The 16871-nt window shown below is 38.8% G+C and carries 12 protein-coding genes; 8 read left to right on the plus strand and 4 right to left on the minus strand.

The window, feature by feature from the left end; translation table 11 throughout:
* From HQN86_RS06285 to HQN86_RS06300, 4 genes are read right to left on the minus strand one after another with little or no spacing between them, the layout of a single operon-like run.
* A complete protein-coding gene (locus HQN86_RS06285) occupies positions 1-861 on the minus strand; it encodes a hypothetical protein (protein ID WP_172660143.1) in 861 nt (286 codons plus the stop codon).
* Complete coding sequence (locus HQN86_RS06290; protein WP_172660144.1) at positions 858-1856, minus strand: hypothetical protein; 999 nt, start codon at positions 1854-1856, stop codon at positions 858-860. The genes HQN86_RS06285 and HQN86_RS06290 overlap by 4 nt, the downstream gene beginning before the upstream one ends.
* A 16-nt stretch (positions 1857-1872) precedes the next feature.
* Positions 1873-2337: a hypothetical protein gene (locus HQN86_RS06295; protein WP_172660145.1), complete on the minus strand. Its 465-nt coding sequence runs from the start codon at positions 2335-2337 to the stop codon at positions 1873-1875.
* Between the two features lie 11 nt (positions 2338-2348).
* A complete protein-coding gene (locus HQN86_RS06300) occupies positions 2349-2672 on the minus strand; it encodes a DUF4870 domain-containing protein (RefSeq protein WP_172660146.1) in 324 nt (107 codons plus the stop codon).
* Positions 2673-2836: 164 nt separating this feature from the next.
* Between HQN86_RS06300 and HQN86_RS06305 the strand changes: the two genes are divergently transcribed.
* The 8 genes from HQN86_RS06305 to HQN86_RS06340 all read left to right on the plus strand — a co-directional run bounded on the left by HQN86_RS06305 (position 2837) and on the right by HQN86_RS06340 (position 16860).
* Positions 2837-4630 carry a helix-turn-helix transcriptional regulator gene (locus tag HQN86_RS06305; RefSeq protein ID WP_172660147.1) on the plus strand — a complete coding sequence of 598 codons (1794 nt, stop codon included), beginning with the start codon at positions 2837-2839 and terminating at the stop codon, positions 4628-4630.
* Between the two features lie 105 nt (positions 4631-4735).
* Complete coding sequence (locus HQN86_RS06310; protein WP_172660148.1) at positions 4736-5311, plus strand: RNA polymerase sigma-70 factor; 576 nt, start codon at positions 4736-4738, stop codon at positions 5309-5311.
* 76 nt (positions 5312-5387) lie between these two features.
* A complete protein-coding gene (locus tag HQN86_RS06315; RefSeq protein ID WP_172660149.1) occupies positions 5388-6395 on the plus strand; it encodes a FecR family protein in 1008 nt (335 codons plus the stop codon).
* A 245-nt stretch (positions 6396-6640) separates the two neighbouring features.
* Entirely contained in the window at positions 6641-9946 is a 3306-nt protein-coding gene (locus tag HQN86_RS06320; RefSeq protein ID WP_172660150.1) for a SusC/RagA family TonB-linked outer membrane protein, read from the plus strand.
* 12 nt (positions 9947-9958) lie between these two features.
* Positions 9959-11557, plus strand: a complete 1599-nt coding sequence (locus HQN86_RS06325) for a RagB/SusD family nutrient uptake outer membrane protein (RefSeq protein ID WP_172660151.1) — start codon at positions 9959-9961, stop codon at positions 11555-11557.
* A 163-nt stretch (positions 11558-11720) separates the two neighbouring features.
* Positions 11721-13199, plus strand: a complete 1479-nt coding sequence (locus HQN86_RS06330) for a glycoside hydrolase family 28 protein (protein ID WP_172660152.1) — start codon at positions 11721-11723, stop codon at positions 13197-13199.
* A gap of 54 nt (positions 13200-13253) precedes the next feature.
* Positions 13254-15551 (plus strand): GH92 family glycosyl hydrolase, encoded by a 2298-nt coding sequence (locus HQN86_RS06335; protein ID WP_172660153.1) that lies wholly within the window; start codon positions 13254-13256, stop codon positions 15549-15551.
* Positions 15552-15666: 115 nt separating this feature from the next.
* Positions 15667-16860 (plus strand): PQQ-dependent sugar dehydrogenase, encoded by a 1194-nt coding sequence (locus HQN86_RS06340; protein ID WP_172660154.1) that lies wholly within the window; start codon positions 15667-15669, stop codon positions 16858-16860.
* The last annotated feature ends 11 nt before the right edge of the window (positions 16861-16871 follow it).

Genomic DNA, 16871 nt, shown 5'->3' on the forward strand with positions numbered 1-16871 from the left:
TTAATCTTGTTTAAAGTTTTTTAATGTTCCGTTAGGTTCGAAATCAATCGAATAGCGTTCCCGGGTTCCATTTATTGTTCCGGGGAACCAGCGTATGCGGCCATCCCAGAAAGACAGGTATACATGTGTTGTTGGTTTTGCACCTTCTACCTGTAATACCTTTTGATTATACGCTTGCAATACTGTTAGGGCAGAGGAAAAGTTGATTTGGTTTAATGGGACCAACCGACGTTCTATATTGCCGGAAGTTGTTTGTATAGGCTTTGGGGCCGACCATTTGCCATTTTCGTATTCATAAGCATCTACATATTTTGGATTTTCGGGATGTTGCAACATTAACCTGATTCGTCCATCGCCATTAAAGTGAACAGACTGATATATCTGTATTTCTTTGCCGGCATACTGAGGCAATTGTATAAGCTCCCTTTCTGCTCTTTCCAATTCTGCTTTAGTAAAAAAAGCTTTTTCGCGTTTTGTTTTGGGTTGGGGTGTAGGTATAGTATTGACCTTTTGTGACATGTTAATGCTTTTCAAAAACTCATTTACTTTTTCCTGTATCTCTTTACTGTTGTTACCTGTTTTGTTTTTCTGCAATGTTTCCAAATCCTTAAAAAGTACTGCGGCTTTTTCTTGCATACCATTAGCTTTAAGGGTATCGCCGTTTATAATCACTTCAGATTTTTGTATTTGCTGCGTTGTGGTTGTAGTGAAACCTGTTGTCGACTGTTTCTGCGCCTGGCGCTTCAAGGCAGCATCACTGGGCTTAAAAGTTTCGTTCACACTTTTGTTGATCTGCTTACAGCCTGTTAGTAGTAAACAGCCAATGATCAATGAGCTAGCTATGATGTTTAAGGTCTTCATATTATTATGCTTAACTCTTTTAAATCGCTGGCAAAGGCTACCCGTTTGGGATCTTCCTTGAGGTAAAAAATATCCACTTCTTTTTGACGTGTGCTATCCAGATCTAACAGGTCTACTATTTTTTTTATACTAACACCATGACGTTGATTTTGATGGTCTGTAAATTCAAGCACAAACTCAACCACGGGTTGCTCGTTTATGTATGTTCCAGTTTGACTGGCCTTGAGTAATCTGGCTGTTGCCGGCAATCCTTTGTACTTTATTACAAAATCATTTTTAGGATTTTGATTGGCAAATTTTGACATCAATCTTCCAAGAAGATTAATATTACCCAGGTTAAGTATTAAGGCACAAACCAGGAGCGGATGATAAAAAACCATAAAGCGCCATCCCATGCCTTCACTTTCTGTTTGATAAGCAAAGCAATAATAACCGGCTATCAGAGCTGCAATAACAAGCAGGGTAATATGAAGCAAGAGAATTACATTCCCTTTAACACTTACCTGGAAGCTGGACAGAACCATATAAGGATAATCGTTTGGATTTTGATCGAGAACCAATTCTACATTCTTTCCCGCCTCAAACCTGCGTTCATAAGGGGTTTTGTCATTTACAGTTATCTTTTCTTCAATTTGGGTACCTACAAGGTTTTTAAATGATAAATTAAGCTCATAAGTACTGTAGTTGACCTTTGGGTTTGATTTGTCAATACTAGTAAGAATCCTGGCCTCCCGCTTTATGCCGGTATTTTTAAGGTGCTCTATTTTTCTTTTTATAGAAAGAGTCCGAAGTATCCATTTGTTGTAGTAGCCTGTCAAAAGAATAATCCAAATAATGATAGATAAGACTACAAGGCCCAGAGCAAGCCAGGGATTTCTTGTTGCTAATTCTGGCGGATAACTATCACTCTTAATACCATAGTATAAGATCATGGGAAAAGGTATCGCATAAAATAATGCGAACAGTTTCCAAAATATAAAGAAGCCTTTACCCATAATACTTTCAGTTTTGTTAATCAGGTAAACCCATTATGATATACAGTTCATCATTTAATTTTTGTAATGGCTTTGCCGAGAAAAAACATTGGCGTAGAAAAATGTTTTTTGTTTTCCTGTTTTTTTGCATTACCAAAATACCCGATACGCCTAGTGTGATAAAAAGACTTTTAAGCTTGGAGACTAGAAAATGATCAAAATCATCGAAACTGTAGGTGATGGGTGCACTAAAGAAGAATGCTTTATAGTGAATCTTACGATCTACCATATCAAAGCTTATTTCTGTAGTACTTCGCAATATGCTCAATACCCCAATTACAGCCAGAAACACAGCGAATACTGCAGCTCCTTTCGTACTCGCATATATGAGGTTAAGTACCATTATGGCAAAAATTATTGCAGCCATGGTATAAAAAAAGCCTTTTTGCACTTTTAGATGATAAGTGCTGCCTTCTTTTTCGAAATATTTAAATGTTTGCATAATTATTCCAATTAACCAACGAAAGCAAATTTGTTTTCAAACATTTTACCAATTATTGGCAAAGGCTTTTGAGCACCATTAGCCGCATTGATAATTCCAATAATCCATAATATCAAAAAAACAAAGCCAAATACACCTATAAAAGATAAGGCAGGTATAACCATAGCTACTATATTTAAAGCAAGGCTAAAAATAATGTTCACAAGTGCCAGACCTAATGCTTGTCGTAAATGATATTTAAGCATTGAATCTGCATTGTCTTTTCCCTTTAAATAGGCCACAAGCCAACCAATAATGGTGATGTAGGATACGATAGATAGTGTTTTGTTATTCATTTTGATAGTATTTTGTTGTAAAATTATTTGATGTAAAGTTGCACTCTTACTCAAAGTTTTACCAAATTCAGGCTTACTACAAAACGCCTACATTCAAGTTGCACAAGCGTCTACAATATGTCTACATGAAAAAATAGATAGTTGATTTATATTAATTTTACTTTATGAATTATTTAAGGCACCTATTGTTTTTTGTAGCTGCGGGTTTGTCATCTTATACTGCAATAGCACAAACACCTGCTCAGCTTATTCATTCGGCTGAATCACTTCGTATCAATGAAAATTATAAAGCAGGGCTTGTTCAGGGGAGGCTTGCTGTTAATACTGCCTTAAAACTGAAGGATTTTACTACCGCAACCAGGGGCTATGTTGTTCTTGCCAATATTTACGCCAATATGCAGGAATTTCCATTGTTAAAAAAAATGAGCGATTCTGCCATGGTTACCGCAAAGCAGGCGCATGGTTCTTCAGCTATTGCCTATGGTTATTATGCCCAGGCTTTTTTATACAAGAGTATCGATAATGCCGAACTTTCCATGAAATATGGCCAGATGGCACTTAAGGAACTAGCAAAAACTCCGGATCATTACATTCTGGCTAAAATATATTACTTGTTATACGCTTTAAATACCCGCTGGAATAATATGCCCAATATAAATCGGTACGCTCGCTTAGCCACAGAAAATGCCTTGCTCACTCAAGATTACAATTTACTTGGTAATTGCTATACCGCTTTATCCATATCAGCGGATTATAATTATAATGCTTCCAAAAGTATCGGCCAGCGAGATAGCATCCTCTTTTTCTTAAAGAAGGTAGAGGAGATATACGAGCAGCATCCGAAAGAAATAGCAGCAAAGACTTATGGTATTGCCTGCATTAATATTGCAGATTATTACTTGAAAAATTTTGCAGAAACAGATAAAGATGCGAAAGCAAGTGCTATTCAATATGCTAATAAAGCTCAGGAAGTGATGAAAGATGCGCCGAATGGCGAAGAAATTATAGCCAGCGGTTTGGGTATTCTAAGTGAGTATGCCATGCGTGAAAAAAACTTTCCAATGGCTGAAAGTTATTTGATGCGGGCTTATAGCATGATGCAGGCGCAGGAAATTCCCTATTATTATACCCTGGTCAATGTGGTGAGCTCGCTTTCCAGATTGTATGAGCAAACTGGAAACGACTCCATGGCATTAAAATTCCAGAAGAAAGTAACAGAATACAACGGTAAACTTTTTGATCAAAAACAGGCATTAAACGCGCAAAAGCTGGAAATTCAATACGAAGCCGAAAAAAAAAACAATGAAGTGATCCTGTTGCGGCAAAAGGAAAAGTATAATCAGGTACAACGGTATCTATATATAGGTATTTCGATTATTTCTTTATTGGGCCTTATTTTTATGTTCCGGGCTTATCATTTCCGCCTGCGTTACTCTTTGCAACGTGAAAAGCAATTGCATTTAGAAAAACAAGAGGCCGAATTGCAAACAAAATTAGATAAAGAAGAACAGCTGCGGCTACGGGCAGAGCAGCAACTGCTGGAAACCCAACAGCAACAATTGCAAAAAGAAATGATGGCTAATGTGTTGCAACTGGAACACAAGAAACAAGTGTTTTCACAGATCAAAGAAAAGTTAAATGATAGCCAGGAGTTGAATATCAATAGAATATGGAATGAAGAGTTATTGCTGGACAATGATTTTAATGATGCAAAGATGCATATTCAACAAGTACACCCCGACTTCTTCGGCCTTCTGAATGAAAAAGCGCAGCAAAAACTTACTCCGCTTGATCTAAAGCTTTGTGCTTACCTGCATTTGCAAATGGACACAAAGAAAATAGCCAGCATCCTTCATATAGAGCCCAAAAGCGTACGCATGAGTCGTTACCGGATCAAGCAAAAACTGGGATTGGGTAAGGAAGATGATTTGAATATTTTTTTACAGAAACTAGGGTAATCCTTGTAATTTAAATTCACATTTTTCCCCCTTAATTAATTGTATTTTTTTAGTTACTTTTAGCGGCTGTGCCAGGTATCTAATGGCTGGGAACTGATTTTAACAATGGGTAATTATTCAAAACATACTGATGAAGAACTAGCTTTGTTGTTGAAACATGCTGGCCCGGATGTTTTTAAGGAGATTTATGATCGGTATTGGGATAGGTTACTTAACGCAGCTTATAAAAGGGTTAAGAACACCGAAACCTGCGAAGAAATTGTACAGGATGTTTTTACAAAACTTTGGACGAATAGAACCTCACTCCTATTTACAACTGGCCTTGGTAACTACCTGTATACGGCAGTTAGGTATAATGTAATAGACCATTACAGAAAACACGCTATAAGGGAAAATTTTATTACTTCAGAACAGGTTCAGTTAAAACTCGACAACTCTACCGAAGAGTACATTTTTCTTAACGATTTGAAAAAACACATTGATATGATGATCGCTAAGTTGCCGGTCAAATGTCGTTCTGTTTATCAGTTAAGTAGAATTGAGTTTAAAACAAATAAAGAGATCGCATCGGAACTTAACATTTCAGAAAAAACGGTAGAAGGCCATCTTACAAAAGCGTTGCAAAGCTTACGGGTAACAATAACTGAACTTATGCCCATCTTACTATTTTTTATAAAATAAATTTAGATTTACAGCAAGGGTTCTGCAGTTGTTAAACGACATGTTAAATAAATAACCACATAGAGTTTAACGTAGTATGAACAATTTACAACTTTCCAAATTATTGGAAAATTATATCAATGGCAATTGTACGCCTGAAGAGGTTTCAATGTTAAATCATTGGTATGATCAATATCAGGATAGTCCTAATTTTGTTCAGGATTTATCAGAAGAAAATCAGAACCTTTTAAAGAACAAGATTTTTTTAAGCATCGTTGCATCTACAGATCAAACAGATAATCCTGATTTACCAGAAATACCAAGGCCTAAAATTGGCATATGGTGGCTTAAATATGCAGCAGCAATACTGCTGATAGTTTCTGTTACTTTCTTTTTTTTGAATAAATCGCTACCGTGGAACAAAAAAGAACAATTGTCCAGTCAGCAAATTCACCTGGTAAATAAAACTGGTTTTATCATTAAAAAAATACTGCCAGATCAAAGTGTTGTTTATTTAAATCCTCAGGCAAGTCTTACTTATCCTGTTGAATTTAAAAAGGCATCCAGAGAGGTGATTATGGAAGGAGAATGTTTCTTTGAGATCACTAAAAATCCAAATCAACCTTTTATAATCAATAGTAATCATATCATTACCAAGGTATGGGGTACCAGCTTTAGGATTTCTGATTCTAAAGATGGAAGCTCTGCCAATGTAATTGTTGTAACCGGTAAGGTATCTGTAAGTAAAAAGGGCGCCAACCGTAAATCAGATGATGAGGTGTTTTTACTGCCGAAGGAAAGCATCGTTTTTAAAGGAAATAAAAATCTTCTTTATAAAGAAAAGCACGCAGATATGTCTTCTGTTGCGATCTGGAACCATGTTGATTTGTCTTTTAGTGATAAAAACCTTTCAGAAATAGTGAAGGTTCTGAGCTCGGAATTTAATACTGTTATAAAAGTTCAGGATGAAGAGCTCAATAAAGTAGTGATGAATGCCGATTTAACGGACTTAAATCTCCCTGATGTGTTAGAAGTGCTTAAGGCTTCGCTAAATCTGGAATACCATATTGACAATGATATTATCGTAGTGACCAAAAAGAATTAACCAAAATTAACCAATAAGTAAACCTTCAAACGAACCAGTATGAAAAAGACTCTACAAACATGATCCAATAAGCTTCTTAAGTAAGTACAAGAGTGCTCGAACACTCCTGTACTAGGCTTTTAAAAGCCCCCTTTGTGACATCAATTAAATTGGTGAGGGGACCTCAATTAATTATATTTTTTCAAATACAACTTACTAAAATTATGAAATTTTATTTACATCATAAGCTTTTCTGGTGCAAAATCATGAGAATTACACTAAGTCAAATATTGGTATTGATACTATTTACCAGCATCACCTATTCCAAGCCCACTTTGGCCCAGGAGGCTTTGAATAAAAAAATAAGTTTAACCATAGTGAATAAAACGCTGCCTGAAGTTTTGAAAACACTGGCTGTGGCTAATAAAGTTCAGTTTATTTATAACCAGGATGTTATTCACTCTAACAATAAGATGTCTCTTCAGTTCGACGACGTTGAACTCAAAACAGTGCTTGATAATCTGTTGAGCAAATATTCAATTCACTATCAGGTGTATAAAAACAAAATCATTCTGATTGACGGTGAGCGACTCGAAACAAAACTTCAAGTCAGCTCAAAAGCCATTACGGTTACCGGTAAGGTGGTTGACGAGATCAATATGCCTTTGATTGGTGTTAGTGTTACTGTAAAAGGAACAAAAATTGGAACCATTACAGATATAGACGGAAAGTTTAAGATTTCTGCTGAAAGTGCAAATGATATTTTAGTTTTTAAATACATCGGATATGTAACCTTTGAAGCGCCTGTCAATGGCACTCAGCCTTTAACTATTCAGCTAAAACCAGAAGATAAATCATTAAGTGAAGTTGTTGTAGTGGGATATGGTAAGAGTTCCAGAAAGGCCCTGATCAGCTCAATATCTTCCGTTAAAGGTGATGAACTGAATAAAGGCGCCATAAGCGACGTCGGACAGATGCTGCAAGGTAAGGTACCTGGACTAAACATCAGCCGAAGTGGTGATCCGAATCGCAATGCAGCTATTGTTATGCGTGGGGCTTCTACGTTACGCGAGGGTGCACAATCACCTTTATTCGTTATCGACGGTGTACCAGGTGCTGATATTTCATTGCTTGCACCAGATGACATAGCCTCGATCGACGTTTTGAAAGATGCTGCTGCTGCTGCCATTTACGGCAACAGAGCTGCAAACGGAGTGATCATGGTAACTACAAAACGGGGTACCGCAGGACAAGCTCAATTGGCTTACAGCGCTTATTTTGGTGTTGAGAATGTATCCAACCAGTACGAGATGATGAATGCTGAGCAGTTGAAAGCTTTCCTGGCTAGAAATAATTCTGCGTTAACACCAGCCAATGATCAGGGTGCAAATACCAACTGGCAAAATGAAGTACAACGTAAGGATGCCATATCGCAAAACCACAACCTTTCGCTTAGTGGTGGTACAGATAAAACTACGTATAATGCCAGCTTGAACTATTTCAAACAACAAGGTATTGTAAGAACAAGTGATCTGGGCCGTTTTATTGGCCGCATAGGTCTTGAACAAAAAGCCCTGAATGATAAATTAAAGATCGGGCTAAATCTGAGTAATTCAATTAGCGATGCCGATCTGGTGCCTTATCGTAATACAGTTCTTTCTCAGATGCTTACTTATTTGCCTACTTCGCCAGTTAAAAATCCTGATGGAACATACTTTGACAACCTGATTCAGACCAGTTATTATAATCCGGTTTCCATGCTGGAGAATGCAACTGAGAACCTGAAAACTAAAAATATATTGGGGACCTTTACTGCAAATCTTAAATTGCCTTTTGGTTTCACTTATGATGTTGCGGCTTCTTATCAGAATACCCAAACCGTATATGGGGCTTTTTACAACAGCATTTATACCTCTAGATACAACAACGTAAGGAACACACCCGACCCTCCGGCAAATCCTTCCTTTGTTTCACTGGTTGGTAAAGATGGTTTAGCCTTGAGAAACGCTTATCAGAATACCAATAAGATCGTGGAAACTTACCTGACCTGGAACAAAAAGTTTGGTGATCATGATATCAACGCGGTAGTCGGTTATTCTTATCAGCAATCACTGAACAACGATGGTTTACAGACTTCCTCAACAAATTTTCCGATTAATCAGGTTAGCTATTACAACCTGAGCTTAGGTAACCCTTATGCAATCACAGATTTCCGTGTTAACTATGGCCCAGAATACCTTTATCAGGAAATTCTGTTAATTTCTGACTTTGCAAGAGTAAATTACAATTACAAAAATAAGTATTTACTGCAAGGATCTATCCGGAGAGATGGATCGAACGTATTCGGCAAAAACGAAAAATGGGGTTACTTCCCTTCTGTAGGCGCCGGTTGGAACATCGACCAGGAAAATTTCTTAAAAAATCAAAGTCTGATCAGCACATTGAAACTACGTGGAAGTTATGGTATTGCTGGTAATTCGCTAGGCTTTGCTCCACTGACTACAAAATTGATCTATGGAGCGGTGGGGCAGTTTTATTACAACGGATCTCCTAGAGAAGGGGCCTATGGTGCTATTCAAAATGAGAACCCGGATCTGCGTTGGGAAAAAACAGCTACTGCAAATATCGGTATGGACTTCAGCATCTTTAAAGGAAGATTAGGTGGTTCAGTAGATTTTTATGATAAAAGGACTACAGACCTGATCATCGGCTTCGACGTCGATCAGAACCTCTACCCATCAGGTCAGTTAACAGCCAACGTAGGTAAATTAAGCAATAAAGGGGTGGAGATTGTTCTGAATGGTACACCGGTAAGTAATGGCAATTTCAGTTGGACTACAGGAATCAACCTTGCCCACAACGTCAACAAAGTACTCACACTTTCTGATAGCCAGTTTAAAATCGATGATAGGCTCATCTTCCAACCTGACGGTGGGGGACAAAGTGGGGCAACATTGCAGATTCTATCACCCGGACAGCCAATAGGAACGTTCTTTACCTTCAAATATGCTGGTAAAGATGCCAATGGAGTTTCTCAATATTACGATGCGGCAGGAAATATCAAAACACAGGGATTACTGAATAAAACTGATTATTACGTAATTGGTAATGCACAACCTAAGGCTTTGATTGGTTGGACCAACTCGGTAAACTATAAGAACTTTGATCTGAGTGTTTTCGTAAGGGCAGTATTGGGCAATAAGATCATGAATGTAACCAGAGCTGACCTCTTCCGTCCTAACACTGCTCAATTTACCAACATACCTGTTGAAGTAGAGAATGAATCTACAGCAGATTTTAACTCTTACAGGTATTCTTCGCGCTTTCTTGAGAATGGCAGCTATCTGAGATTGGACAATGCAACTTTGGGCTACACCTTTAAGAAAAACATTATTCCTGGGGTTGGTTCTTTGCGTCTCTACACTACTGCCAACAATCTATTCGTGATTACCGGATATAAAGGTATTGATCCAGAGATCAATCAGGGTGGTTTGGCACCAGGTGTAGATACCAATAACTTTTATCCAAAAACCAGAACCTTTCTTTTTGGTCTAAATGTATCATTTAATTAAAATCTTAAGAAGATGAAAAATCTTATAAACATAGCAACCGGAGTAATTTTATCACTAACAATACTTACGTCCTGCCATAAACTGGACCTGGAGGTGAAAACCCAGTTAACTCCTGAAACCTTTCCCCAAACAGATCAACATTTTATACAATTGACCGGACAGGTATATGTCCAGTTGCGTCAGGGCATCACCACCGATTATTTTTTCATGCAATCGCTAAGTACTGATGAATCCATCATGCCTGCAAGAGGAGGTAACTGGTATGATGGTGGTAGGTATGAACAACACCATAAACATACCTGGGATCCTGACAATGGGCATGTTAGCAGTGGCTGGGGATGGCTGTCAAGTGTAATCAGCAAGGCCAATCAAAGCCTGTTCTTACTTAAGGATGCACCGGAATCTCCCGCTAAAACCACAGCTTTAGCTGAAGTTAGAGCCACACGTGCATTGGCCTTTTTCATGATGATGGATCTATGGGGCAACATCCCTATTGTTACAACTTTTGGTGAAACTACATCTCCTGAGACAAAATCCAGAACAGAGGTTTTTAATTTCATTGAGGCCGAGCTTAAAGAAGTTTTACCAAACCTGAGTTCGGTTGTGGGAGCCGCTACTTATGGCCGTCCTACCAAATACACAGCAAATGCAATATTGGCTAAGATGTATTTGAATGCAGAGGTATATACCGGAACACAACGCTATAACGATGCCGTAGCACAGTGCGATGCCATTATTACCGCAACAGGAAGTCCGTTCGCTTTAGAATCAGACTATAAAAAGATGTTTTTTATAGATAATGGACCTCAAATTAAAGAGTTTATTTTCGCTTTACCCTTTGATCCAGGGTTCTCAAATGGTTATCTCTTCTTCGCAAGGTATTCCTTGCCTCGCTCGTTACAAACAAAGTTTAGCTTGAAACATACACCAAGTGCACCTATGAGTACGCTACCTGAATACTATGCAAATTTCGATGATCCTAATGACAAGCGAAATATGCAATGGATAAAAGGTTTGCAATACTTGTTCTCGGGAGCGCCTGTTAATGTATCGACAACAAAGAAAGGATACGATCAATTCTATGCGGGATCTGATGGCGCTACTCCGATCAATTATCAGGTAGACATTACGCCAAACGTTACTTTACGTGATGCCTCCAGACCTTTCGACGCAGGTAATGATGAAATCGCATGGAACATGGGCTATCGCAACAATAAATTCTATTGCGACAGTACTTCGTCCAACAGGAATCAAAATAATGATTTTCCAATGTTCAGGTATTCCGATATTTTATTGATGAAAGCAGAGGCGATATTGCGTGGAGCAACCCCTACGCAGGGCCAAACGGCTTTATCACTGGTGAATCAGTTGCGTGCAGTACGTACTACCTCGGCAGCTTGGGGCTCCGTTACTCTTGAAGACCTCTATAAAGAGCGTTGCAGGGAATTTGCCTGGGAGTGCTGGCACCGTAATGATATGATCCGTTTTGGAAAGTATGAAGGGACATGGGGTTTTAAAACAAACAATGATGTGCGAAGACGTTTGATGCCTATACCCGCTAGTGCCAGGGTACTCAATCCCAAACTTGAACAAAATCCGGGATATAATTAGAGCGATTTTTATGGTATAACCACTTCGTTATGCTATCGCCACTTTGTCATCTCGACGATAGGAGAGATCTCTTGTTTATACCAATTTGCTTCCCAGCTACTTAATGGTCAAGAGATCTCTCCTATCGTCGAGATGACGACAGTTTTAAAGATGACAACAAACCATGAATGAACTAAGAAAATATACACTTGTCTTAAACATTTTTTTAATCAGTTTCTTACCCTTAATTTCTAAGGCCATAAGCTCAAAAGATAATGTTAAAGAATATAATATTGTTACCTACGGGGCAAAAGGAGATGGCCGAACTGATGATGCTCTGGCCATTCAAAAGGCCATTGATGCCTGTTCTGATGCGGGCGGTGGTAGGGTAGTTGTACCCTCAGGAAAAACCTATCTGGCCGGACCTTTCAAGCTTAAGTCTTTTGTAGATTTTTATATTGAAACCAATGCTAAAATATTGGCAAATCCCGATGAGAAAGTATATACCGAAAGTGCATTTCGTGAAAATAAAGGCGAAGGAACCATATGGATTGGTGGTGAGAAGTTAGTTAATGTTACCATTCATGGAGCTGGAACTATTGATGGCAATGGTATCTCTTTTATGGGTGCTGAATTAGAAGATTCTTATGTGTTAAAACCTTTTAATGTTGTTGATCCCAGACCCCATATTCTTACCATTATTGGAGGCAGGAACATCAGAATAAGTGACCTTACCATTCAAAACTCAGCCTATTGGACAGTCCATTTAATTGGCTGCGATGATGTGGTCATAGATAATATCACCCTTTTGAACAGTTTAAAAGTAAGGAATAGTGATGGGATAGATCTTGATCACAGTAAAAATGTAAGGATCAGTAATTGTTACATAGAATCTGGTGATGATTGTATCTGTTTAAAAAACAGAAGGGAGTATGAAGAATTTGGTGCTTGCGAAAATATCACTGTTAGCAATTGTACCATGAGCTCTCGTTCGTGTGCTATTAAAATAGGGTCAGAAAACATGGATAGCATCAATAACGTGTTAATTAATAATTGTATTATCAGCAAAAGCAATAGAGGTATTGGTATTCAAAACAGGGATGAAGGGACAGTTTCCAACGTGATATTTTCAAATATAATTATTGAGGCTCATTTGTTTTCTGATGTTTGGTGGGGCAAGGCCGAGCCAATCTATGTAACTGCCTATCCGCGGGCAAAAGGCAATAATAAAGATGCAGGCTGGCGTTTCCCTAAGGGGCAGACTGAAGGAAAAGTGGGAGCAGTAACGGGCATCTATTTCAACAATATTAAATGTGTTAGCGAGAATGGTATTTATCTAGGTGCAGAATCGCCAGATAAAGTGTCGGGAGTTGTTTTTGATGGGGTTGATGTATTCATCAATAAAACGACGACACTACCAGGAGGAGTTTACGATCGTCGGCCGAGCAATGTTGAGGGGCTTTTGAAAGCCAGAACATCCGCTTTTTACCTTGATAAGGCAAGTCAGATTACCTTAAGAAATTGCGCGGTAACCTGGGGTAAAAACAGGCCCGACTATTTTGCACATGTATTGGAGAGTAATGGCGTTATAGATTTAAAAACGATTAACCTGGAAGGGGAATCTGCTTTCCCTGCTAAATTTGAGGCAATCAAGAAACAATGAAAAACATAATCAGATCGTTTTTTATTAGCTTTAAAAACAATACGTAGTTTAATTATGAGAAGTGTTTCCTTTATTTTTCGTTGTGGTTTGGGCAGTTTGTTGCTGTTTAGCCTTGGTTTATCCTTAAAAGCGCAAGATGTAGTACAGTATGTGCAGCCTCTTGCCGGTACAGCCGCCAGCACAACCAGTGCAGCCTTAAAGCACGGTAGCGGAACCGAATTAAATGCCAATACTATCCCAGCCGTAGGCCTCCCTTTTGGGATGACTCAGTTCAGTCCCGAAACACGTAAATCAGAAACCAAATGTCTTCCCCCATATCTTTATAAAGACAGTGTGCTCACCGGTATTAGGGCTACACATTGGCTTAGCGGTTCCTGTACACAGGATTACGGCAGCTTTACTATTATGCCGATGATGGGGAGTTTAAAGACCAAACCAGAAGAATATGGCGCAGTATTTTCTCATGAGCAGGAAATCACCAGTCCAAATTACTATAAGGTCAGCTTACCTAAGTATCAATTGGATGTAGAACTTACTGCAACACTTCGTTCGTCGATGATGCAGTTTACAGCACATCGTGCAGATAGCTTATACTTGCTGATTATGCCTAACAGCGATCAGGGAAAAGGATTTGTGAAGATCGATAAAGAAAATGGAGTGGTGTGGGGTTATAATCCTGTTCACCGCATTTATCAGGGCTGGGGTGAACCTGCGGGGTTTAACGGCTTCTTTTATCTGAAAGTTGAAAAGGCAATTGCCAGTCAGGGAACATTCAGTTCCAAAGGTGTCCTTGCTACAGATTCTATTGGTAAACAAAAAGATATTGGTGCCTATCTGGGATTTAAAGTAAATAAAGGAGAGGTACTAAGGGTGCAGGTAGGTACTTCTTTCAGTAGTCTGGAAGGAGCAAGGAAAAACCTGGAACAGGAGATCACTAATTGGGACTTTCCAGCGCTAACCGCACAAAACAAGCAAGTTTGGCAACAAGCCCTGAGTCAGGTCAAAGTTGAGACATCAGTTGTTAAAGACAAGCGTATATTCTATACAGCATTTTATCACAGCATGCAGCACCCACGCTTATTTAATGATGTGGATGGCACCTATCCAAGGTTTTCAGGTAGCTATCAGTTAGAAAAATTATCAAAAGGCAATTATTATGACGATTTTTCCATGTGGGACATTTACCGGGCTCAATTACCCTTATTTGAGTTGCTGAAACCTGAATTGATCAATGATGCGGTTCAATCTATGATCCTGAAAGGGAGCCAGGGAGGCTGGTTGCCTATTTTTCCATGCTGGAACAGTTATACTGCAGCAATGATTGGCGATCATGGAACAGCTTTTATTGCCTCTGCTTATACAAAGGGAATCCGTAATTACGATGTGAATGAGGCTTATCGATTGATGCGACAAAATGCGTTTGATAGTCCATCAAAACCAGACTATGCAAACGGGCAAGGAAGACGTGCATTGGATACTTATTTGAAATATGGCTACATTCCAATGGAAGACAGTGTACCCGAGGCTTTTCATAAAAAAGAACAGGTCAGCAGAACTTTGGAATATGCCTATGACGATTATGCTTTGGCCATGGTAGCAAAGGGATTGAACAAAACTGCTGATTATACTACATTGATGAGCAGGAGTAAAAATTATCGCAATGTTTTTGATGCAAAGGTGAACATGATGCGGGGCAGGTATATCAATAAAAGCTGGTATGAGCCTTTTAAAGGAAATGCCAAAGAGCCTTATATTACAGAGGGTACACCGCAACAGTATACCTTTTACGTACCACATGATGTACAGGGACTGGCCGAATTGATGGGAGGCAGAAGCAAGCTGGAACAATCATTAGATACGCTTTTTAATGGCGGCGAGTATTGGCATGGAAATGAACCAGGGCACCAGATACCTTTTTTATATAATTACACCGGTTCCCCATGGAAAACACAGCTTAGGGTAAAAGAGATTCTGGCCAATGAATATAGTGACGGACCTGGAGGTTTGAGTGGCAATGATGATGCCGGGCAAATGTCTGCCTGGTATGTGTTTGCTTCTCTGGGATTTTACCCTGTAGATCCGGTTTCCAATAATTATTTGCTTACCACTCCTTTATTTGACCGCATTACGATAAGTCTTCCTAATGCAAAAAAACTAACTATTGTAACACACAAACAATCTAAAAACTCAGGCCATATTTCAGCGGTTAAGTGGGATAAGAAAGCTTATACCAAGAGTTACCTCAGTCATGATAGATTGAAAGATGGGGGCCTTATTGAAGTTACTTTAACAGATAAACCGAATAAAAGGTGGGCTACAGGTTTAACTGATCAACCCTTGGTAAAGAAATAAATAATTGCATGATTTCGGCAACGATTGCATAAATTTTTATTGCTTACATTAGGCAAAAGGGCATTAAACTTCTTAATATCGTATTGAAATACGCCCTTTTAACCAAGTACACTCAATGAAAATAACATTAAATAAGATCCTTTTGCCAATTCTTTTTGTTTTAGTAACCGCTGTAGCCTCATTTGGGCAGAAAGCAGTTAAAACTGACAATGTCAAATTAAAACTAATTACAGACGGACTTTCACATCCTACAGCAATGGCTGTTACTAAAAAAGAACCGAATTTGCTTTTTGTTTGTGAACAGGAGGGTCGTATACGTATTATAGAGAATGGAAAGTTAATTCAAACCCCTTTTCTTGACATCTCAAAGGAAGTGATAAAAAATGAAGGCTACGATGAACGTGGATTACTTGGCCTGGCATTTCATCCCAACTATCCCACTAATGGTAAATTCTATATATACTGCAGTGCTCCTTCACAAAAAGGCAAAGGAACAGACCACCAATCGGAGGTAAGAGAATATACGGCATCTAAAAATAATAACAAGATTGCCGATAAGACGAAAATGCGTAAGGTACTGGTTGTTGATCAGCCAGAATCCAATCATAATGGTGGGTGTTTGCAGTTTGGAGCAGATGGATTTCTTTATATCTCTCTTGGCGATGGCGGTGGCCAGAACGACATGCATGGTGAATATGGGAATGCACAGAATTTAACCAATCTGCTTGGAAAAATTAGCAGGATTGATGTAAATAAGATCCCATACGGGATTCCTGCCGATAATCCATTTGTAAATACTGCTAATGTACGCCCTGAAATCTATGCTTATGGATTTAGAAACCCATGGCGTTTCAGCTTTGATCGTAAAACCAATGAGCTTTTTGCTGGTGAGGTAGGTCAGGATAAATACGAGGAAATAGATCTGGTTACAAAAGGGGGCAACTACGGTTGGCGTGCATTTGAAGGTGTTCATTCCTACAGGCCAGCAGATCCACAACCTAAAGAACATATTTTGCCAATTGCCGAATATCCGCATACCGAAGGCATAAGCATTACAGGTGGATATGTATACCGTGGTAAGGCAATTCCATCCTTAAGTGGTAAGTATGTTTTTGGCGATTTTATGGGGCCGGTCTGGAACCTTTCCAAAGGTTCAAACAACAAATGGGTAAGAACAAAAATGTCAATTTCCAGAGATCCGGGATACTGGCATATCTACAGTTTTGGGGAGGATCTTAAAGGTGATATATATATGCTTACCGTTTTACTGGAAAGCCAAAAGGGTGTGTTGTATAAAATGGTTCCATAATCTTTCAATTT

This window comes from Pedobacter panaciterrae, from assembly GCF_013204795.1.
GTDB lineage: Bacteria > Bacteroidota > Bacteroidia > Sphingobacteriales > Sphingobacteriaceae > Pedobacter > Pedobacter panaciterrae.

Bases quoted from the DNA above. Each gene is read 5' to 3' on its own strand.
- HQN86_RS06340 (WP_172660154.1), top strand. From the start codon at position 15,667: ATGAAAATAACATTAAATAAGATCCTTTTGCCAATTCTTTTTGTTTTA.
- HQN86_RS06285 (WP_172660143.1), bottom strand. From the start codon at position 861: ATGAAGACCTTAAACATCATAGCTAGCTCATTGATCATTGGCTGTTTA.
- HQN86_RS06310 (WP_172660148.1), top strand. From the start codon at position 4,736: ATGGGTAATTATTCAAAACATACTGATGAAGAACTAGCTTTGTTGTTG.
- HQN86_RS06335 (WP_172660153.1), top strand. From the start codon at position 13,254: ATGAGAAGTGTTTCCTTTATTTTTCGTTGTGGTTTGGGCAGTTTGTTG.
- HQN86_RS06325 (WP_172660151.1), top strand. From the start codon at position 9,959: ATGAAAAATCTTATAAACATAGCAACCGGAGTAATTTTATCACTAACA.
- HQN86_RS06300 (WP_172660146.1), bottom strand. From the start codon at position 2,672: ATGAATAACAAAACACTATCTATCGTATCCTACATCACCATTATTGGT.
- HQN86_RS06305 (WP_172660147.1), top strand. From the start codon at position 2,837: ATGAATTATTTAAGGCACCTATTGTTTTTTGTAGCTGCGGGTTTGTCA.
- HQN86_RS06330 (WP_172660152.1), top strand. From the start codon at position 11,721: ATGAATGAACTAAGAAAATATACACTTGTCTTAAACATTTTTTTAATC.
- HQN86_RS06295 (WP_172660145.1), bottom strand. From the start codon at position 2,337: ATGCAAACATTTAAATATTTCGAAAAAGAAGGCAGCACTTATCATCTA.
- HQN86_RS06290 (WP_172660144.1), bottom strand. From the start codon at position 1,856: ATGGGTAAAGGCTTCTTTATATTTTGGAAACTGTTCGCATTATTTTAT.
- HQN86_RS06315 (WP_172660149.1), top strand. From the start codon at position 5,388: ATGAACAATTTACAACTTTCCAAATTATTGGAAAATTATATCAATGGC.
- HQN86_RS06320 (WP_172660150.1), top strand. From the start codon at position 6,641: ATGAGAATTACACTAAGTCAAATATTGGTATTGATACTATTTACCAGC.